Source organism: Megasphaera paucivorans (assembly GCF_900103535.1).
GTDB classification, from domain to species: Bacteria; Bacillota; Negativicutes; order Veillonellales; family Megasphaeraceae; genus Megasphaera_A; species Megasphaera_A paucivorans.
In genome coordinates this window covers 1-21,044 of the sequence record NZ_FNHQ01000026.1, presented here as the reverse complement: position 1 = coordinate 21,044, position 21,044 = coordinate 1, and the positions used below count along the sequence as shown (strand labels likewise).

General features: G+C 41.6%; 17 protein-coding genes, 1 tRNA gene, 1 pseudogene and 1 riboswitch. Of the genes and pseudogenes, 3 read left to right on the top strand and 16 right to left on the bottom strand.

Annotated elements, in window-relative coordinates; all coding sequences use genetic code 11:
• Positions 1–104: 104 nt before the first annotated feature.
• The 11 genes and pseudogenes from BLR11_RS10650 to recG all read right to left on the bottom strand — a co-directional run bounded on the left by BLR11_RS10650 (position 105) and on the right by recG (position 12,722).
• On the bottom strand, positions 105–608 hold the full coding sequence (locus tag BLR11_RS10650; protein WP_091651813.1) for a nitroreductase family protein: 504 nt from the start codon (positions 606–608) through the stop codon (positions 105–107).
• Between the two features lie 281 nt (positions 609–889).
• Positions 890–2,797: a sigma 54-interacting transcriptional regulator gene (locus tag BLR11_RS10645; RefSeq protein ID WP_091651809.1), complete on the bottom strand. Its 1,908-nt coding sequence runs from the start codon at positions 2,795–2,797 to the stop codon at positions 890–892.
• Between the two features lie 289 nt (positions 2,798–3,086).
• Positions 3,087–3,170 (bottom strand) — tRNA-Leu (locus BLR11_RS10640).
• 104 nt (positions 3,171–3,274) lie between these two features.
• A pseudogene (locus BLR11_RS10635) lies at positions 3,275–4,662 on the bottom strand (alanine/glycine:cation symporter family protein).
• A 102-nt stretch (positions 4,663–4,764) separates the two neighbouring features.
• A riboswitch (glycine riboswitch) is annotated at positions 4,765–4,856 on the bottom strand.
• Positions 4,857–5,006: 150 nt separating this feature from the next.
• Positions 5,007–5,759: a 5'/3'-nucleotidase SurE gene (gene surE / locus BLR11_RS10630; protein WP_091651806.1), complete on the bottom strand. Its 753-nt coding sequence runs from the start codon at positions 5,757–5,759 to the stop codon at positions 5,007–5,009.
• 14 nt (positions 5,760–5,773) lie between these two features.
• Positions 5,774–7,024 carry a glycosyltransferase family 2 protein gene (locus BLR11_RS10625; protein ID WP_091651803.1) on the bottom strand — a complete coding sequence of 417 codons (1,251 nt, stop codon included), beginning with the start codon at positions 7,022–7,024 and terminating at the stop codon, positions 5,774–5,776.
• Positions 7,025–7,047: 23 nt separating this feature from the next.
• Positions 7,048–7,719, bottom strand: coding sequence for a CDP-diacylglycerol--serine O-phosphatidyltransferase (pssA, locus tag BLR11_RS10620; protein WP_091651801.1), 672 nt, complete (start codon positions 7,717–7,719; stop codon positions 7,048–7,050).
• Positions 7,716–8,354, bottom strand: coding sequence for a phosphatidylserine decarboxylase (locus BLR11_RS10615; RefSeq protein ID WP_091651798.1), 639 nt, complete (start codon positions 8,352–8,354; stop codon positions 7,716–7,718). Before BLR11_RS10615 ends, pssA begins: the two co-directional genes overlap by 4 nt.
• A gap of 10 nt (positions 8,355–8,364) precedes the next feature.
• Positions 8,365–9,102, bottom strand: coding sequence for a WecB/TagA/CpsF family glycosyltransferase (locus BLR11_RS10610; RefSeq protein ID WP_176762962.1), 738 nt, complete (start codon positions 9,100–9,102; stop codon positions 8,365–8,367).
• 23 nt (positions 9,103–9,125) lie between these two features.
• Positions 9,126–10,583, bottom strand: a complete 1,458-nt coding sequence (guaB, locus tag BLR11_RS10605; protein ID WP_091651794.1) for an IMP dehydrogenase — start codon at positions 10,581–10,583, stop codon at positions 9,126–9,128.
• Between the two features lie 96 nt (positions 10,584–10,679).
• The gene (gene recG, locus BLR11_RS10600; RefSeq protein WP_091651791.1) at positions 10,680–12,722 is read right to left on the bottom strand and encodes an ATP-dependent DNA helicase RecG; all 2,043 of its coding nucleotides are present in this window, start codon (positions 12,720–12,722) and stop codon (positions 10,680–10,682) included.
• 135 nt (positions 12,723–12,857) lie between these two features.
• Between recG and rpmB the strand changes: the two genes are divergently transcribed.
• Entirely contained in the window at positions 12,858–13,049 is a 192-nt protein-coding gene (gene rpmB, locus BLR11_RS10595; RefSeq protein ID WP_091651787.1) for a 50S ribosomal protein L28, read from the top strand.
• Between the two features lie 56 nt (positions 13,050–13,105).
• On the opposite strand, the gene BLR11_RS10590 is transcribed toward rpmB, so the two are convergent.
• From BLR11_RS10590 to ppsA, 3 genes are all read right to left on the bottom strand, one after another.
• On the bottom strand, positions 13,106–13,930 hold the full coding sequence (locus BLR11_RS10590) for a pyruvate, water dikinase regulatory protein (RefSeq protein ID WP_091651784.1): 825 nt from the start codon (positions 13,928–13,930) through the stop codon (positions 13,106–13,108).
• Positions 13,930–14,574 carry a helix-turn-helix transcriptional regulator gene (locus tag BLR11_RS10585; RefSeq protein ID WP_091651780.1) on the bottom strand — a complete coding sequence of 215 codons (645 nt, stop codon included), beginning with the start codon at positions 14,572–14,574 and terminating at the stop codon, positions 13,930–13,932. The genes BLR11_RS10590 and BLR11_RS10585 overlap by 1 nt, the downstream gene beginning before the upstream one ends.
• 121 nt (positions 14,575–14,695) lie before the next feature.
• Entirely contained in the window at positions 14,696–17,095 is a 2,400-nt protein-coding gene (gene ppsA, locus BLR11_RS10580) for a phosphoenolpyruvate synthase (RefSeq protein ID WP_091651777.1), read from the bottom strand.
• A gap of 310 nt (positions 17,096–17,405) precedes the next feature.
• Here ppsA and BLR11_RS10575 point away from each other — a divergent pair, with 310 nt between their 5' ends.
• Positions 17,406–19,442, top strand: a complete 2,037-nt coding sequence (locus BLR11_RS10575; RefSeq protein WP_091651775.1) for a transglycosylase domain-containing protein — start codon at positions 17,406–17,408, stop codon at positions 19,440–19,442.
• A gap of 37 nt (positions 19,443–19,479) precedes the next feature.
• Here BLR11_RS10575 and BLR11_RS10570 read toward each other — a convergent pair whose 3' ends face one another.
• On the bottom strand, positions 19,480–19,998 hold the full coding sequence (locus BLR11_RS10570) for a cyclophilin-like fold protein (protein WP_091651772.1): 519 nt from the start codon (positions 19,996–19,998) through the stop codon (positions 19,480–19,482).
• A 323-nt stretch (positions 19,999–20,321) separates the two neighbouring features.
• Between BLR11_RS10570 and BLR11_RS10565 the strand changes: the two genes are divergently transcribed.
• Positions 20,322–20,702 (top strand): MerR family transcriptional regulator, encoded by a 381-nt coding sequence (locus BLR11_RS10565; protein WP_091651770.1) that lies wholly within the window; start codon positions 20,322–20,324, stop codon positions 20,700–20,702.
• An 88-nt stretch (positions 20,703–20,790) separates the two neighbouring features.
• Here BLR11_RS10565 and BLR11_RS14760 read toward each other — a convergent pair.
• Positions 20,791–21,044, bottom strand: a 254-nt coding sequence (locus BLR11_RS14760) for a transposase (RefSeq protein WP_143006429.1), incomplete at its 5' end; no start/stop codon positions are given.

Below are 21,044 nucleotides of genomic sequence, written 5' to 3'. Positions count from 1 at the left end.
ATCTAAAACTTCCTGGGAAATTCGTTTTCCAATAAAATACAAATCAAAACCAGTTACATTACAGTAAGAAAGCTCCTGCATTGATTACAAGAGCTCCACATTGCTTATAAATAGTGAATTCGTGTCGGATCAAAGCGATCTTCCTTTAAACGGGGATCTTTTACATTTTTTGCATACCCAAAAGGAATAATAGCAAATGGCTGCAATTCTTCAGGAATGCCCATCAGACGTTTAACAAACTGCATGCGCATCCGTATAGGAGAAACCCCCAGCCATACAGCACCCAATCCTAAATGTACGGCTTCCAATAAAATGTTTTCGACGGCTGCACTCATGTCAATATCAGCAAAAGACTTAAACCGCAGTTTTTTTTCACTATAACAGGCTACGATCGCCACAGGAGCATTGCGAGCACAATTTGCATACGGGCTGCACTGTGCCAATCCTTCCAATACTCTTCGGTCCCTGACAACATAAAATTCCCACGGTTGTTGATTACCGTCTGAAGGTGCTGCCATCGCTGCCCGTAATAATTTTTCTATTTTTTCATCTTCAACAGGAGTATCTTCATAGGATCTAACACTCATTCGCTTAAAAATCTCTTCCACACTCTCAGCTCCTTTCTGAATGACTTCATTATATCATAATAAATAAAAAATCAGAATAATAACTTTATTTTTTGTAAGTTATAATCGTTTTATTACACAAAAACATTAAAAATTTATTTGTATATTTATATATATAACTATTACTTAATACTACTCGTCATTAATACTGTTTCAATATATTGAAAAGATACAGCAGCCGAAAATACTACGTTCCTCTTGCATATAGTGAATCATTTTCAATCGCTAAGATGCTTTTACATATATTGTATCTCCCGCAGCACCTATGTATTGTTTTTCAAGCAGCGCAGGCGCCGCCATAGCGTAGTTCTGCTAATACCTAGTAAAACCGCCGTCTTGCCGTAATGATAATGTGTTTGTTCCAAAGCCGCCCGCAATGTCCTGTCATCGATATCCGATATATGTTCCTCAATACCTTCCGTTATTTTTTGAGCTGGAATCGGTGAAAAATCACCTCTGCCTCTTAACGCCACATTTAAATCATCTACATCCAGTTTTTCTCCCTTTGTAAAGACAGCTACACGTTCTGCTATATTATATAATTCACGAATATTCCCCGGCCATCTTTCAGCTAGTAAGCATTTTTCAGCCTCATACGTCATACCTTTCCATATAATTCCTTTTTTGTTATAAATCACTTTAAGAAAATGGCAAAAAATAATCAGCACATCCTGATTTCTTTCTCTCAATGGCGGCAGCATTAAATGCAGCGTATCTAAGCGATAATACAAGTCGAGACGAAATTCACCGTTTTGGCTCATTTGCAGCAATTTGCGATTTGTCGCAACGATAATCCGCACATTTACAGGTATAATCCGGTCATCGCCCACACGCATAATTTCATGTTCTTGTAAAACACGTAATAAAATCCCCTGCATCCGTGGTGAAATTTCAGAAATCTCATCCAAAAATAACGTGCCATTATGCGCCGCTTCAAACAGACCGCTCTTCCCACCTTTACGAGCATCGGTAAATGCTCCTTCCACATAGCCGAATAATTCACTTTCCAGCAAATTTTCCGAAAGGACAGCGCAATTCAGCGCCACAAAAGGTTCTCGAAACCGGTTGCTTGCATTATGGATACTCTGTGCAAATAATTCTTTCCCCGTTCCCGTTTCCCCCGTAATTAAAATATTAGCATCTGTTTTGCTATATTGTTTAGCCAGGTGAATGGTTTGCCTAATAGAAACACTATTCCCTAATATATCATCAAAAGTAAATTTTGCCACATGGCCGCGTTTACTTTTTTTACGGCGTATTTCATTCCCCAGATTTTGTACTTTTAAAATAGGCTGAAAGGTAGCAATTGCTCCTATAGGTTGATTTTCAACCTGCATGGGTATGCTATTCATTGTAATATCCTGATCATTTAACTGAATAATTTCATTGAATGCCGGCTGCCTCTTGCCTAACGTATTTTGCAGTTTAATTTGCGGTAAAACGGTCTCAATGCGCCGTCCTGTTACTTGCGAGGAAATACCGGTAATATTTGAAGCTTCATGATTGATAAGCAGAATTCTGTTGTCTGTATTAATCGCAACGATTCCATCACTGGTATAATCCAAAATCGTACGAAATATTTCTGTGCGTTCTCGTTCTTGCTGATAAATTTTAAACATTTGCTTGGCTTCTGCAATTGCTTGATAAATAGCTTCCTGTCCAGAATCAATACGCAACGCATTCATCCCAAGTTCTGCTGCGATCCGTGTCGATGTAACCCCGCCGATCATTGTATCAATCCCTTGATTTTGTAATGCGATTAAGGAATTTCTCGTTTCATTTTCCTCATATACCTCTTTAGCAATAACTTGTACAGGAATAATTTGAGAAATATTTTGGGCTCCATACACCATACTCCGAGTACCTAAAAAAGCAATGCGATTCGTATTAAACTTTTTCTTACACGCTAACACGGTGCGCATAATATCATATCCACTAATCAACAATTCGGTGACAGGTGCTGTATGCAGACACTTCTTTAACTTTCGATACGTGCCGCCTCTGGCAATCACTACATCCCCCTGGATAGTGACCTTATCTAATTGTTGTGTCCCCAGCTTTAATATAGTTTCAAGTTGCCATTCCGTATCACTTTGATTTTGTTCCACAAAAGTACGCATAACAACTTTTTCCATGTCTAAATACGGAAGAAAAAATATAATTTTGTTCATATGCTTTTAGTCCTTTTTCGTATTTTAATGAAACCATGTATTTATTATCTATATTATACTATACTCACTTCTGCATACGCATCTAAAAAATGTTAAATTTTCCTTCTATCCTTCCCATCGAAGCATGCAATAACAAACACTATTGTATAACGCACGCTATACTAAATACAGCGGTGATTACTATGTACCAGACTTAGTTTTAAGTACGCCTTTATAGCTGTTCCTATACACAGTATAAAACAATTACATAAATAAAGGACATTCCGATTGGAATGTCCTTTATTTATGTTGGTGCCGGGGGTGGGACTTGAACCCACACGGTGTTACCCGCCTGATTTTGAGTCAGGTGCGTCTGCCATTCCGCCACTCCGGCATATATTGTTTTCCTGAGTACAAAAAATATGATACCATACTGTATCCCATTCGTCAAGTTTTTTTGAAGGGGAGTCGATTTTTATAACCGACTCCCTTATACAGTTACTCTTTAAAGGTTTCTGATATTCGACCTGTTACGCGCGTCTGCATTTTTTCTTCTTTTAAATGGGCATAATACGCTTTTGTTTCACTTACGACGACACCACTTAACCCGAGAAGTGCAATTAAGTTAGGTATCGCCATAAGACCATTAACTATATCGGCAAGCACCCATATCGCTTCCAATTTCAAAAAAGCACCGCAGGCAACTAACATAATAAAAATAATACGGTATGGCATAATCCCCTTAACTCCAACCAAATATTCGCAGCAGCGTTCACCATAATAATTCCAGCCAAGAATTGTTGTAAAAGCAAACAATACCAACCCAACCATCAGCATCATGCTGCCGAAATTCGGAAAAGCCTGAAGAAACGCTCCTTGCGTTAACGTTGCTCCGTTCATGTCTCCGTTCCAGAGACCGCTGACCACAAGAACCAGTCCCGTCATCGTACAAATAATAATAGTATCTATAAAGGTCCCTGTCATCGAAATAAGACCTTGTTCAGCCGGCCACTTGGTTTTAGCCGCTGCCGCAACAATCGGTGCACTGCCTAATCCAGATTCATTGGAAAATACTCCTCGGGCAATCCCATTTCGCATAGCTACCATTACTGTCGCTCCCAAAAAGCCGCCGGTAGCTGCAGTAGGCGTAAATGCATCCGTCATGATTTCAATAATAGCTGCCGGGATTTTATCGTAGAAGATGATAAGGAATCCTAACGTACTGGCACAATAGATAATTGCCATAGCCGGAACAATTTTTTCTGCTGTTCGGGCAATAGATTGCAATCCTCCGATCGTAACGGCGGCTACAATGCCAGTTAGAATAACAGCCGTCCACATAACGGGAACGCCTAACGTAAGCTGTGTAATTTCTACAATAGAATTTACCTGTGCAAAAGTCCCAATGCCAAAAAAAGCTACTAATACTCCCGCAACAGCAAAAAAATAGCTAATGGTTTATATTTTTTTCCAAGACCTCGTTCTATATAAAACATAGGTCCGCCGGCGATATTTCCATTTGCATCAAATGTACGATATTTAACGGCAAGCAACCCTTCGGCATATTTAGTAGCCATTCCGAAGAAAGCAGCCATCCACATCCAAAATAAAGCACCCGGTCCACCGGCATGAATCGCTGTCGCTACCCCCACGATATTGCCAGTCCCCACAGTAGCCGCCAACGCAGTACACAGCGCTTTGAAACTATCAATATCGCCTTCTCCTTTGTTTTTAGCAGAAAAAATCAAATGCAGTGCTTTCGGTAATTTAAATACCTGTAAAAAATGCAGTCGAACAGACAACCATATTCCTGTTCCAACCAGCAAAACCAATAATGGCGGTCCCCATACAAAATTGTCGATCATATTCAGTACTTCCAGATTCATGCGTAACTCTCCTTTTCTAAATATAGGTAAAAAAAATAAGACCTCTTCTTCAAATATACTCTGAAGATAGGCCTAAACATCCCTATATGTATTAGAAATAAGGTTGATTGCTCTGTCCTTTTGCCTGAGAGATAAAGAATATAATAATTCCGTGCACCTTCGGCGCCCATAAGGGACTCTCCAGAGTCGTGTCCGCATACGGTTCCGCTTCCTAGGAAGCACCTGAGAGTTTAACTCCTTCGGTAGAAATATATCTTCTCCCATATGTTTCATCCACTTTATATTTGATTATTATTAATTATAATATGAATAATTAAATATTGTAACCTAATTTTTTAAAGGTATTACAAAATATTTTTAACATCTGTCATTTTATCAAACGCGGTCTGACGCCAGTGCAAAGGGGTCAATGCAATATGTTTTCTCTTAATGCACGACACATCGCTGTCATCAGGAGCCGAATCCATATCGATATCCCCCAGAATACGATAACAGCGACTGCCATCAATATCTTCGCGTTCAGCAATAACATTATGATATATCTGCACGGTCTGGGGAACGACTTCCGCATTTTCCAAGGATATTTCCCCCTGCGGCGGTATATTTACGTTTAAAACTCCTTGATATTGCCGATCAACAAAAAGTTTCTTTACAATATCTTTTGCTAACCGGGCAGTTTCTTCGGCTCGTTCTTCATCCATGCGGGCCATAGAAACTGCCATTGAAGGAATGTGATAATACGGTCCTTCCATAGCCGCAGCAACCGTCCCTGAATACAGCACGTCACTGCCAAGATTATAGCCGTTATTAATACCGGAAATAATCAAATCCGGTTTATGTTCTGCTAAAAAGTATTCAACAGCCATCTTCACACAATCGACAGGTGTACCTGAAACAAGAATTTCCCGCACATTATCCTTTTGCGGAAGTTCTCTGCAATACAACGCCCTATGAATCGTCAACGAATGCGAAGCTGCGCTTCGTTCTCCGCTGGGCGCAACAACAGTAACGCGATCGGCATAGGCAGCCATCTCCGTTTTCAGGATTTGGATTCCCTTGGCCCGTAAACCGTCATCATTAGTCAAAAGGATATGCATATACCTTAATCTCCTTATTTTTTAAAGTTTTTACGAGTTACCTGCGCATCTTCAAATGCCATGGACCGGATATGTTTTGTATGACTCCATTCTTTTTTATGACGGTCTCTAAAGCCAAGAAATGTCACTGGAATCCAACTGTACATAAAAAGCGGATAAACAATCAGATAAAGCCAAGCCTTCTTAGGAACTTTTATCTGCAGCAGCACAATAATCGGAATCAAATATTGTCCCACACCTATAATCGTCCATATCTGGATAGGCACAATCTGATATAGTATATTCGTGTAACATGGAATATATGCATTAATATACGTCATGAAAACATAAAATGTAGACAAGAGCATAAAAAATGGCTGCGATAACGTAATAATGCCGTCAAGCATACGGATATTCCCCGTTTTTATGCCGCGGGCAAACAGTTTGGGAATAAATCGTTCTCCGCAGTCAAACTGCCCCTGAGCCCATCTTTTACGCTGTTTGCAGGACTGCATAAAGCCTAGTGCTTTTTCATCATAGATAATCGCATCATGAGCCCAAGTCGTACGTACGCCCTCCAACAGTACCTTCATAGAAAATTCCATATCTTCGGTCAAGCAGTCACAGCCCCAGCCATACTTGCGCACAATTTCCGTTGCAATACACATGCCTGTACCGCCCAAAGCCGTAGATAATCCAATATTATATTTTGCTAAATGCCACATATGATTAATGAGCCAGAATGCAATGGAAAAAGTTCCTGAAATCCATGTATCTGTTGGGTTTTTAGCATCCATATACCCTTGGATAACCTTTTCACCCTTACATAAATGGTTATTCATTTCCCGCAAAAAATCTGGATGAACTAGATTATCTGCATCAAAAACAACAAACGCATCATACTGCTTTTCCTGCTTTAACAGCTGATCAAACATCCAGTCCATCGCATATCCTTTACCCACCTGTTCCTTATTAACCCGCGTGTACACAATCGCGCCCCGTTCGCGGCAGATAGCAGCTGTATTATCACTGCAATTATCGGCTACCACATAAATATCCAATAAGTCTTTCGGATACCGGAGTTCCTTTAGATTGTCGATAAGAGGACCTATGACACACGCTTCATTGTGAGCACATATAACAGCCGCAAAGGAATTTTTCGGCGGTACGGTAATCTTTTCTTTTTTTTTCATGAGGCCGAATATGGCCAGAACAAAGTAGTACAATGAAAAAAACACAATGACTACTTGGATGGGTATCATGATGATATCCAAAAGATGTTCCATACTATAATATCTCCACCATCAGTTTATTTGGCAAATCCATTCATTGATGTATTAATAAGTCCAAACACGATGTATAAAGCAAAAGGCATACAAAAAACAAGCTGCCAGCCAGCTGTATACATCGCTGCCATACCCAATACCACAGCGATCACCAGCGCGGACTTATGCAGTACATCGGCACTTTTCCCCTTAAAATCAGGATGATGTACTTTACTGACAAGATCGTACCCTACAAGGAATACAAGTACGGCTATTAAAGCTGCCGGAAGATGCACGCCAGAAATAACATAGGTTGCAATCAGGCAGCCGCCATTGGGTATAGGCATCCCCATAAAATAGCCATGTACTACAGTCGTATTAAGATTAAAGCGTGCTAAACGCAGACCGCCGCATACAGCATAAAAGATCGCCGGAATGACACCGATCCAGCCTAATTCATGCAAAGCAGCCGTGTAAATCAAAAAAGCTGATGCCGTGCCGAAAGAAACCACATCCGCCAAAGAATCCAATTCCTTACCAAATTCACCACTGACTCCCAACGCTCGAGCAGAACGACCATCCATCGCATCGCAAAACAGGGATCCCAGTATACAAAAAGCCGCCAGTTTTAAGTCACCTTGTGCAGTTAAAATTATACTTAACACACCAAATCCCAAATTACCAGACGTAAAAGCATTCGGTATTAAAGATTTCATTTCTTAATCCTCCCTATAATGGTCTCGCCACCGCGGACGCGATCACCTTTTTGTACGGTTATTTCCACATTATCTTGAACATACACTTCTGCACAGGATCCAAATTTCACCATGCCATACAATTGTCCGTGAAGCAACTCGTCGCCTAACGTAACCCATGATACGATACGGCGCGCCAAAACGCCGGCAATGGTAGTAACCAGAATGTGTGTATTTCCGTTATCAATGCCAATAGAATAGCGTTCATTTTCAAAACCGACTCCGTCTTTATAAGCCGGTCTAAATCGTCCGCACGTATATTGTTGGAATTTAATGGTTCCTGCTAAAGGAGCCCGATTAACATGCGCATCAAAAATAGATAAAAAAATAATTATTTTTTTGCACTCTTGGTTCAAATATGTGTCTTCATATACCGTTTCTATGCCCATGACCTTTCCATCCGCCGGTGCCACTAATACTGATTCATCCTTTGGAATCGTCCGGTGTGGGTTACGAAAAAAATAAACGAAGTACAGGGCAAAAAGAGCTGGTATCACAGCAATATACACGTTTAAAAATAACTCGGCAAGTACCGCCAGTATCACTGCCCCTAATATAAACACATAACCATCTTGTACAACGAGCGGTTTATTCAAAAAATCACCCCTAGTTCTTATGTGTATTTTTGTTAAATCGGACAGCTGCCACAAATTTCGGCAAGGCCAACATCCGCTTAAAACGGGTCGGTTCTTTACATAGCCTATATAGCCATTCTAAACGGTTCCGCTGCATCCACTGCGGTGCCCGGCAAGAGTTTCCAGCCAGCACATCAAAGGTCCCGCCTACGCCTACACAAACACAATTTCCCAATTCAGAAAGATGTTGATAAATCCACTTTTCCTGTTTAGGAACACCCAGCGCAACAAATAAAATTTTTGTACCGCTTTCCCGTATATCCTGTATAATTTGTTTTTCTTCTTCCTCTGTAAAAAAACCGGATCGTATACCAACAACATTTATTTTGCCGAAAGTTTCACTGCATTTTTCAACAGCCGCATACGCAACCCCTTCCGCTCCGCCAAAAAGATAGACGGCTGTCTGTCTGACAGCCGCTTCCTGCAGCAGCCGGCAGGCCAAATCAAACCCGGCAACACGCTCCTTGAATTTATCACCCTGTTGTTCTGCCGCCCAAAGCACGCCAGCACCATCAGGAATAACCATATCTGCATTCTGCAATACATGCGCCAGCTCATTATCGGTCTGCGCTTTCATAACCATTTCAGCGTTAGCTGTAGCAATAATCGCCGCGCGATTCTCCTGTATGCATTGAAAGACAAAATTCTTTGTCTCATCCATCGTCACGTTCCAAATAGGAATGGATAAAATCTCAATTTTACTAGCCAAATCGACCCTCCGCCTTACCTTTATTAATTCACGCTATAGTTTGGTGCTTCTTTAGTAATGCTGATATCATGCGGATGACTTTCCTTCAAGCCTGCACTGGTAATTTGGATAAAACGAGTATTTTCGATCATTTCCGCAATATTATGACAGCCGCAATACCCCATGCTGGCTTTCAAGCCGCCAACCATCTGGAATATCGTATCTGCTGCAGAGCCTTTATAAGGAACTCGGCCTTCAATTCCTTCAGGAACAAGCTTTTTAGCATCTTCCTGAAAATACCGATCTTTACTGCCATGTTCCATCGCACCCAACGAACCCATGCCGCGATAGACTTTATAGCTGCGTCCTTGATAAATAACGGTTTCTCCCGGACTTTCTTCCGTTCCCGCCAAAAGATTGCCCAGCATAACGACATTACCACCGGCTGCAAGAGCTTTTGCCATGTCACCGGAATATTTTATACCACCATCAGCAATAATAGGAATGTTATAGCGGCGGGCAACCTTAGCACATTCATAGACTGCCGTAATCTGCGGTACCCCAATGCCGGCAATAATCCGTGTCGTACAAATAGATCCCGGCCCAATACCAACTTTAACCGCATCAACACCACATTGAATCAGTGCTTCCGCACCTTCCCCAGTAGCCACATTCCCCGCGATAATCGGCAGATGCGGATACATTTTTTTAATTTCCTTTACCGTATTCAGTACCCCTTCAGAGTGTCCATGTGCGGTATCAATGACAACGACATCCACTTTCGCCGCTACAAGTGCATCAATACGGTCTGTCATATCATGGGTTACACCAACGGCTGCCGCAACCAGAAGCCGCCCATTGGAATCTTTAGCAGAATTAGGATATTTGTGTGCTTTTTCAATATCTTTAATAGTAATAAGCCCTTGCAGATTACCTTCTTGATCTACAAGCGGTAATTTTTCTATACGATGACTGCGCAAAATTGCCTTTGCTTCTTCCAGTGATGTTCCAACGGGAGCTGTAACCAGATTTTCTCTGGTCATAATATCACCGATACGCAGACTCATATCTTCTTCAAAACGCATATCTCTATTGGTAATGATACCGACGAGCTTTCCATCCACCGTAATAGGAACACCGGAAATACGGTATTTACCCATCAATTCATTCGCGTCTGCTAATAAATTATCCGGGTGAAGGAAAATCGGATCGATAATGATGCCGTGTTCTGACCTCTTAACCTTATCTACTTCTCTGGCTTGAACAGCAATCGGCATATTTTTATGAATAACGCCAATACCGCCTTCGCGAGCAACAGCAATCGCCATGGGCGCCTCCGTAACTGTATCCATGCCAGAACTCATGATTGGGATATTCAGCTTTATATCCCGTGTCAGATTTGTCGATACATCTACTTTCTTCGGCAAAACATCGGATTTTGCCGGCACCAACAACACATCATCAAACGTTAAACCCTTCATACCAAATTTATCAGATCTCATGTTTGCACCACCTGTTAAAAAATACAATAAAACCTTTAAGCCAAAAGCTTTATCCCTTATTATAACTGATAACTCGCATTCTGTACATATTTAAATCTAATTATTTAACAGCCCGTCGAAATGCCGTCCAAAGCGCCGCTTCAGGATACGCAAGACATATTCTTCATCTACGGGGCTTTGTAAAAAAGCCGCTGCACTCTCTCTGGCGTTCATCAGAATAGATACATCACGTATAATATCCGCGGCCTTTAAATCCGGCAGACCATGCTGTACATAGCCAAATAAATGACCTGACCCGCGTAAAAGCAAATCTTTTTCAGCAAGAATAAATCCATCATGGATGGTTTCCATCCAATGCAGTCTCTGTTTTGTTTCTTCGCTGCCCTTTGCCGATAAAAGAATACAATATGATTGAATATTGCTTCTGCCGACACGTCCCCGCAGCTGATGCAGCTGTGCCAAGCCAAAGCGTTCCGCTCCATCAACTAAAATAACAGCGGCATTGGGTACATTAACACCTACTTCAATAACGCTTGTCGCTACCAGTAATTGTATATCTCCTTTTTGAAATGCTTCCATAACCGCTTCCTTATCTTTTCCACTCATGCGTCCATGAACAAGACCGCAGCTGCGGTTAGAAAATACGGTAGTGCGAAGCTGTTCATATAATGCAGTTGCCGCCTGCAGATCAACCGTTTCTGATTCTTCTACCAGCGGACAAACGATATAACATTGTCGTCCTTGTGCCATATTCTTTTCCAAAAACCGATATATCCGCTTACGCATGGCCTCCCCTACAGCATAGGTCTTAACAATTTTCCGTCCCGGCGGCATCTCATGAATAGAAGAAACATCTAAATCACCATATATAGATAATGTCAGGGTACGGGGAATCGGCGTAGCGGTCATATACAACGTATGCGGCGAACGGCCTTTGTTCTGCAGTGCTGCTCGCTGCTTGACACCAAAGCGATGCTGTTCATCCGTTACAACCAGTCCTAAATCAAAAAAATCTACATCTTCTTGGATCAACGCATGTGTTCCAATGAGGATCTGCACGGTTCCCTCTTTTAACTCCTGCAGAATAACGGCCCGTTCTTTCCCCGTTGTCCGTCCTGTCAGAAGCGCCACTCGCAGGGGACATCCTTTGAACAGTCTGCAGAATTCTTCATAATGCTGCACCGCAAGAATTTCTGTCGGTGCCATAAGAGCTCCTTGATACCCGTTTTCTACAATTTTTGCCAAAGCCATCGCTGCTACCACTGTTTTTCCCGAACCTACATCGCCCTGAATAAGACGCTGCATGGGAACCTCTCCTTCCATGTCATTTTGTATATCAAGGAATGCTTTTATTTGTCCTTTCGTCAAGGTAAACGGCAGCTGATGAACAAGCTGTCTCAGCAAGCTGCCATTAGGTCCGCATTTGATTCCCGCAGCCATACGGGCATGCTGCCGGCGCAGTAAAAGTCCTAATTGCATATCAAATAATTCGGCAAAGGCCAATTGCTTCCGTGCCTGTTCCTGCTGCTTCATATGCTGGGGAAAGTGCATATTTTCATAAGCCGCTAAATTCGGCATATACCTATATTGCGCGTATTCATCTGTCGGTATGCTGTCAGGTAAAACGTCTCCATGTTCTGCGGCAAAATGTAATGCTTCCCGCATTGCATTCCGCACATCTGCTTGATATAAACCCTCTGTCAAGCCATACACCGGAACGAATCCCCCCGGCTGCACAAGACCATTCTCCACTTCCGGCGCATTCATCTGCCGATGGCCATACGCCCATTCCATTTTTCCGAAAGCAGATAGGATCTGGCCCTTTGAAAAAAAACGTTTTCTATATGGCTGGTTAAACCAAATCAATTCCGCCGATCCACTGTTATCGGATATAACTACTTTAAGTATCGTCATCGATCTTCGCGGCCGGACCTCCTGGATCGTCCCTACTTTCCCGCAAATAAGTACGGGGGTGTCCGATGGAATTTCAACTTGCCCGATAGGCAGTACATGATTTCTATCTTCATATTCACGCGGAAAATATTGCAATAAATCAGCAATTGTCATTATTCCAAGACGAGCAAAAAGTTTTTCTTTACGCAGTCCTATTCCTTTGATTTCACGAATTGAAAAATCCATTAGATTCTCCTTGAAATTTATTTATATTTATTGTATCATATTTTGTAGACTATTTAGTAATTTTATCTTGATTTTACCTGTATTTTATGATAGAATTCTTATGTTGTACTGCGTAAGTGCAAGGAGGTGTAACGAATGGCAAATTATTGTGAAATTTGCGGAAAAGGTATCGTCAGCGGCATGAATGTCAGCCACTCCCACTTGAAAACTAAGAGAACTTGGAAGCCGAATATCCAGAGAGTACGCGCTATCGTAAACGGTGAAGTAAAACGTGTCAACGTTTGCACCCGTTGCCTGCGTTCCGGTAACGTTCAGCGTGACATTTAATCCATTATAAAAAAAGATGATTCTCACGAATCATCTTTTTTTATACCCTTTTTTAATTAATCTTCCGGATATATTTCCGCATTGCGCTTCACAATATCAAGAATAAGATTTGCCGTTTCTTCAATTGCTTTAGAAGATACATCAATAATCGGACAATGAATACGCCGCATAACCCCGCGGGCATATTCTAATTCTTCATTGATACGTTCAATATTCGCATAATTGGCATTGGCATCCAACCCCATCGCCCGCAATCGCTCCGAACGGATAAAATTCAGTTTAAACGGATCAATAATCAATCCTACGATTTTATATGGGGGAATTTCAAATAATTCAGATGGCAAATTTACCTCCGGCACCAGCGGAAGATTTGCAGCTTTAATCCGCTTATGTGCTAAATACATAGAAAGCGGTGTTTTCGATGTACGTGAAACACCTACAATAACGATATCTGCTTTAAGAAAGCCCAGCGGGTTTTTACCATCATCATATTTTACAGCAAATTCGATTGCTTCGACTCGTTTGAAATATTCCTCATCCAACCGATGAATCATCCCCGGTTTCATGGTTGGTTCCGTTTTCGTAATTTCACTGACTCCCTGCAGCATAGGCCCGATAATATCGACTACCGTAACATTCGCCAGCTTTGTTAATTCCTTTAGCTTGTGTCTCAGAACAGGAGAAATAATCGTATAACAAAGCATCGCATGGTTTTTCTCTGCTTCTTGTACAATATCTTCAATTTGCTGTTCTGAACGAATATAGGGTACACGAATAATTTGAAATTCTTCTTGATCATATTGACTGGCTGCTGCTCTCGCAACCCGTTCTGCCGTTTCTCCTAATGAATCGGACAAGGCATAAATAATTGGCGTTTCCATTAAGATCTCCTTCCCATGCCGCATTCTACAAATAAATGCGTGATGTTCGTTTTAGAAATTCTTCCTATAATTTGCAATTCTTTTTTATCGACTCCCTCTCCTGTTGTTTTAACTGAAACAACGGGAAGACAATCAATCTCATATTCAATCATACGCTGTGCCGCCACCAAGGCAGTTTCCCCCGATTCCACATAAATCAACTTACTAACAGGTGTCATGACCATACGAACAGGCAGTGAACGCAAATCATTATTTCCCATAGCTGCCTTCAGCAAATCTTTCCGTGATACAACTCCTGCTAAAATACTATCCGTCCCAACAAAAACAGTGCCTACATCTTCCGTAAACATAGCAATAACCGCATCATACGCACTAGTATGCTCCCCAACCACAACCGGCTGCGATAAAGAAGTATCCACAAGAATATTGGCGATAAGTCTAGACAACAAGTCTTTTTCTTTATTGCCCGTAAAAAAATATCCTAATTTAGGCCGCGCATCGATCAATCCCAACATTGTTAAAATTGCCAGATCAGATCTAAGTGCAGCTCGTGTTACATGCAAATGACCGGCAATGTGTTCACCCGTAATCGGACTATGCTGTTTAACAATATTCAGAATAGTTTCCTGACGTTCCGATAACATGTCACCATTCACCTCCATTTGTCTGATAAAGTTTCTAATTCAAATAAACTGGGTACACATAGAAAAAGGTCACACCAAAAGACATACCTGTACTTTTGGTGTGATCCCTGCCATATATATCTTACCAAGTATAATCTTCTGTATCAGCACGTCCTTTTCCTGTCAGCGCATCCATCATAATGCGTTGTTCTACATGAGCAACTAGTTTTTTCGTTGCTGCTACGGCATCCGGATTTACCGAAATAGAATCTATCCCGCTCTTCACCAAAAATTCGGTGAAATCCGGATATACGCTCGGTGCCTGCCCGCAGATCGATACGGTCCGGCCATCTTTATGCGCAACGGCAATAAGATGACGTATCGCTCTCTTCACTGCCAGATTCCGTTCATCAAATAACGGTGCTACCGTATCATTATCACGGTCACAACCCATGATCAACATCGTCAAATCATTGGATCCGATCGAATACCCATCGACAAATTCATTAAACTGATCTGCTAAAATAATATTCGATGGAATTTCTGCCATAAGCCATACTTTAAAGTCCGGTCCCCGCCGCAGTCCTTCCTGAGCCATCAAGGCAACGATCTGCGCCATTTCATCTACTCTTCGGCAGAAGGGAATCATGACATGCAGGTTCTTATACCCATATTCTTCCCGTACTTTCTGCACCGCTTTTATTTCCAATTTAAAAGCTTCTATGTATTTAGGATCGTAATACCGCGATGCACCCCGCCAGCCCAGCAGTGCACTGCTTTCTTCCGGTTCATATTTATCGCCGCCTTTCAGATTGCGGTATTCGCTCGATTTGAAATCGCTGAAACGCAATGTTACCGGCCGCGGTGACAAGGCTTGGCATACTTTCCGTATGCCATCGGCCAATTGATCTACTACCCGTTCGGGATGACCTATTTCAATCAAATATAACGGATGTTCATGGATAAACGTTGTCCAGATAAATTCTTCCCGCATCAATCCAATCCCATCACAGGGAAGCACGCCGTATTTTTCGGCCAGATCCGGATTCCCCAGATTCATGTAAATCTTCGTCCCCGTTATCGGGGCGCTTTCTACTGCAACTGCAGCACTTCCTGCCGCCTGCGGCGCTTCTGCTGGTTTTACAATATCTGCTACAAGCCCTTCATAGACAATGCCGTTCGTCGCATCCACTGTGATTTCCATACCGTTTGTAATCGTCGTCGTAGCTTCCTGGCTGCGGCTCTTCGTGCCTACAATGCAAGGAATCCCCAATTCACGACTGACAATCGAAGCATGGCAGGTCATGCCACCTGCATCGGTTACAATCGCTTTCGCCTTTTTCATAGCCGGAACCCAGTCCGGAGCCGTCATAGTCGTAACTAAAATTTCTCCATCCTTAAATTCCTCGATCTGAGCCGGATCCAGAATAACATGCGCTTTGCCGGCAATACGTCCCGGGCTGGCCGGCAGCCCTTTTACTACTACTACGCGATCGGTGGTCATAGGTGTAGATGCCTCGCTTTCTGTCTGTACCTTTTTTTCCTTATTCCGCTTTGACCAGACTGTTTCCGGCCGAGCCTGAAGCAGCCAAATTTTATCAGTCCGTTCATCAATTCCCCATTCCATATCCATATAACAGCCATAGTGCTTTTCAATAGCTATTGCATATTTTGCTAATTCTTTTACTTGTTCATCGGAAATAACCTGTGCCTTCATCTTATTTTCCGGAACTTTTTGTTCTTCGCAATCTCCATCCGGTTTACGTACGAGCATGACCGGTTTTGTATTAATCATTTTAGAAAGAATATTCAAGTCGGATTTGCGGATTTTGAAATTATCCGGCGTAACCGTTCCCTGCACTACATATTCCCCCAAGCCCCAGGCTCCTTCAATAGTAATACTGGAATCATCCCCTGTCACTAAATCGACGGTAAACATAACCCCGGCAGCTTTGGAAAATACCATCATTTGAACAGCTGCACTCAGCGCAACTTGAAGATGATCAAATCCTTTTTTGGTACGATAATAAGTCGCCCGGTCCGTAAAAGTAGACGCATAACATTCTTTAACCTTTTGAATAACCATATCTGCTCCCTTAACATTCAGATAGGTATCCTGCTGCCCGGCAAAACTGGCATCCGGTAAATCTTCGGCTGTAGCGCTGGAACGAACAGCAACAAATGGATCTGATTCTCCGACTTTTTCACCTAATTCAATATACCCGCGGCGAATATCTTCTGCCAAAGAAACCGGCATTTCAACATCACATATGGCTTTACGCACAGCCGCTGTAACATTGCGGAGCTGTACCGGATCTTCTACATCGGTCAGGCCAGTCAAAAGTTCCTTGATCGTATGATCAAGACCGGTTTCCTTCATAAAATATCTATACCCTGCAGCTGTCGTAGCAAAACCATAAGGAACTGGAACATCGGTGCTGGAAGTCAATTCTCCTAAAGAAGAAGATTTACCACCTACAAGATCAACGTCTTTGCGGCGAAGTTCGTCAAACCATAATACAAATGCTTTTTCTCTGTCCATATCCATACCTCCCGGTTAATTTTGTGTATGCTAATTAACTATTTTTCGTAATTATCGTACACTATTAGTTGCAGTATGTCAATATATTTGTTGTATTACTTTTCAATATAGTATATTCTATTGCTATGATTTTTAGTTGTAAATTATACTTTATATTCTTTGTACTTAGGTATTTTATTTTTCGGAATTCTTACTTTTTACTCATATGAGGATAGGCTTAATTGTGTTATAATAAGGAATTAGTAAAACCTGATTTATGATGAGTTGCTAAACTTCAGTGCCCCCAGCATTGAAATTTTTAGGAGGATTTATGTATACACCCAGACGCAGGGCTAAGCATGTAAAAAAGCAAGGTCCTTTCAAATTTTTTCGAATTATAATAATTTTATTGGTTGTCGTCTCCGCAGGGCTGGGATTTGGGTATATTTTTGCTGCCTACCAAAGTCTGCCGCCTGTCAGTAATAATATGAGGCCGGCTGCTTCCTCTCAGGTGTTTGATATCCACGGACGTCTAATTACGACGCTGCATTCCGACCAAAACCGTATTCCCATTGATATCAACAAAGTCCCACAAAATCTGCAGAATGCTTTTATTGCCGCGGAAGATAATCGTTTTTACGATCACATCGGTATCGACCCGCGCGGTATTTTCCGTGCTATATGGGCTAATGTCACACATCATGGAATTGCCCAAGGCGGCAGTACGATAACACAGCAGTTAGCAAAAAATGCATTTTTATCTCAGGAGCAGACATTAAAGCGTAAAATTCAAGAAGCTATGCTGGCATTGGAGATAGAACGAAAATATAGTAAAAAAGAAATTCTCGAAATGTATATGAACCAGATTTATTTTGGTCAGGGAGCTTACGGAATTCAAACAGCAGCGAAAACGTATTTCGGGAAAGATGTCAACGAATTATCCTTAGCTCAATGCGCTATGCTGGCTGGATTACCAAACAGCCCTAATTATTATTCACCTTTTAACAAATTGGAAATCGCGAAAGAACGTCAAAGCGTAGTAATTGACCAAATGGTAAAATACGGCTACATCAGTCAAGCCGATGGGGAAAAAGCAAAAAAAGCGGATCTTGAATTAGCAAAGAAAAAACAATCTGTTCTTAATCCGGAAACATCCTATTTCATCGATTATGTGTCCCAAAAGGTTGCTGAAAAATACGGGGATGATGCGTTATATAAAGAAGGTCTGAAAATCTATACCACCATGGATTCGGAAAAGCAGCATGCTGCCGTAAAGGCATTGACTGCCCTTCCTGACAACTACAAAGATGCCAATGGATTAACACAGCCGCAATGTGCTATTGTTTCCATCGATCCCCATACAGGATATATTTTAGCCATGGTCGGAGGCCGCGGGCAAGACAGCTTTAATCGCGCCAGTATGGCTGAACGCCAGCCGGGATCTTCCTTTAAACCATTTGTTTATGTAACGGCCTTGCAACGAGATATGACGCCTGATACAATTATGGTCGATAAGAAAGTTACATATGGCAACTGGAGTCCGCAAAACTCTGAAAAAACATTCAGCGGCAGCATGACCTTAAGTCATGCCTTGGCATTATCCGTTAATACGATTGCCGTACAGCTCGCAGAAAAAGTGGGACCCGAAAGAATTATAGAAAATGCTGAAAAAATGGGCATTACCACCTTAGTCACAAAAGGCAGCACCAATGATGTCAATTATGCAATGGCATTAGGTGGTTTAACCAAAGGTGTTACTCCGCTGGAAATGGCCAGTGCCTACGGTACTTTTGCCAATAAAGGCGTTCATGTAAAACCAACGGCTATCATTAAAATATTAGACCGTAATGGGAATGTGCTGGAAGATGACAGTACCAATAAGAAAGAAAATAAAACACAAGCCATTTCCGAAAAAGTAGCCTATGAAATTACCGCCATGCTGGAAGGAGTTATCGACCATGGTACAGGTACCGCAGCGGCAATCGGGCGCCCGGCAGCCGGCAAGACGGGGACAACGGATGATAACAAGGATGCTTGGTTTATCGGATATACACCGGACATCGTAACTGCGGTATGGATTGGCGACGATACGGGAAATCATACATTGGGAGATGTGTACGGCGGTACTATTCCTGCTCAAATATGGCATGATTATATGGCTGTTGCTACAGAGGATGAAAAGACAAGAGACTTTGATGTCCCCACCGGCATGAGTAAGATTCAGCCTCAAGAAGATTCCAAAGAAGAAAAACCAGAAAAGAAAACAGATGGAATAAAAAAAGCCGCTGATGCAGATAAGCAAAAAGCAAAAAATGATGCTCAAAAAGCACAGCAGCCTGCGTTGAACAACAAGAATAATAAACAATAAAAAGAACTGTGTGATCTATATGACCACACAGTTCTTTTTATAATTTAGCTTTACCTTGTTTTTTCGTCGGCATCAAATATGCTTGAAAAACGCCTTTCGTTGCCGATAAGTCTTCTATCCCGGAAACAACACGGCCAATCGGTATCAAATCATCCGAATGTTCTTTATCCTGCAAATAAATAATGACCGATTTCTTTTCCAAGTTCAATGCAATATCCCCGGTTCGCGGAGTTAATCCTTTTTCTTTGTCTCTCTGAAATGTCGCTTCGGGAAATCCAGTCATTTGAATCATACCATCTGTATGTTCCATCGTAAAAACAATGGGCTGCCATTCCATAAACTCTCTTGTTGCCGTATCATCATACAGCCCAATAACAGCTTCCCCGCCATCAAATGTGACTTTCGTTTTATCGATAAAATCCCGGTCTGCCTTTTCTTCATGCCGAATAACACTGCTGTTTTTATGCGTCTCTGTATGTTCTAAAATATTTGTACAGCCTGTCATAAAAAAAACAACTGCCAAGATACATACAAATACTATATTCCACTGCTTCACCCTATCATCCCCTCTGCGTTTCTCCGAATAAAAATATAACACAATCCCATTATTGTCACAATCATTTATTTGTATTATTCAACAAAGGTTTTATGTTTTCCTCTTATAATTATGAATTAATTCTAACGATAGCGCCGCTATGCTTCTTAGATGATTGATCTATACCCTGTTTTATAGATATTTCAAAAACATTTAAAGCTGCCTATCAAAAAAAATTTGACATGCAGCCCACTCCAGGTATTACAATACTATATATGAAAATATGAAATTTTTATGCACTGTTAAAAGATTCTATTTATTGTATGCAAAAGGAGCTGCCCTTTATGAAAATCCATGAAGTAAGTGAAAAATATAATATAACAGCCGATACACTTCGTTACTACGAACGAATTGGCTTACTCCCTTTCGTTTCCCGCAATAAAAGTGGTATCCGCGATTATTCCGAAGCAGACTGCGGCTGGGTCCAATTTGTTAAATGCATGCGAAGTGCCGGTTTATCCGTAGAAAGTCTTATCGAATATGTAAAATTATCCCAAGAAGGCGACTGCACCCGGGAAGCCCGCAAAGAAATCCTTTTGGAAGAACGGCAAAAACTCATAAATCGCATGTCAACCATGGAAGATACGTTAGCACGTTTAAATTGGAAAATCGATAATTATTATAAAATCGCCGGTCGTACAGAGCCGTTATCTGAAAAACAATAATATCGGGTTTTTATAGGGTTTGTCAAGTTAAGTGTGTAAGTTTTTTTAGGTATCATAAAAGAAGATGCGTTACCAGTGATTGCTGGCTTTAAAATTTCTCGTATTTCAGGATACGAGCTTGCAGCTTATCATCCATAGCCAACTGGTTTCTGACCATCGCCCAGTTCTGGATATGATGCCCTTCCCACTTGGCATAGAGTTCCTTTACCCTGAGATAGAGAACCTTGAAGACAGATTCCTCGCTGGAGAACGAGCCCTTCTTGGTGACTTTTCGGAAGCTGGAATTCACGCTCTCTATCGCATTGGTGGTATACATCACCTTCCTTACGGCACTGCCATAGT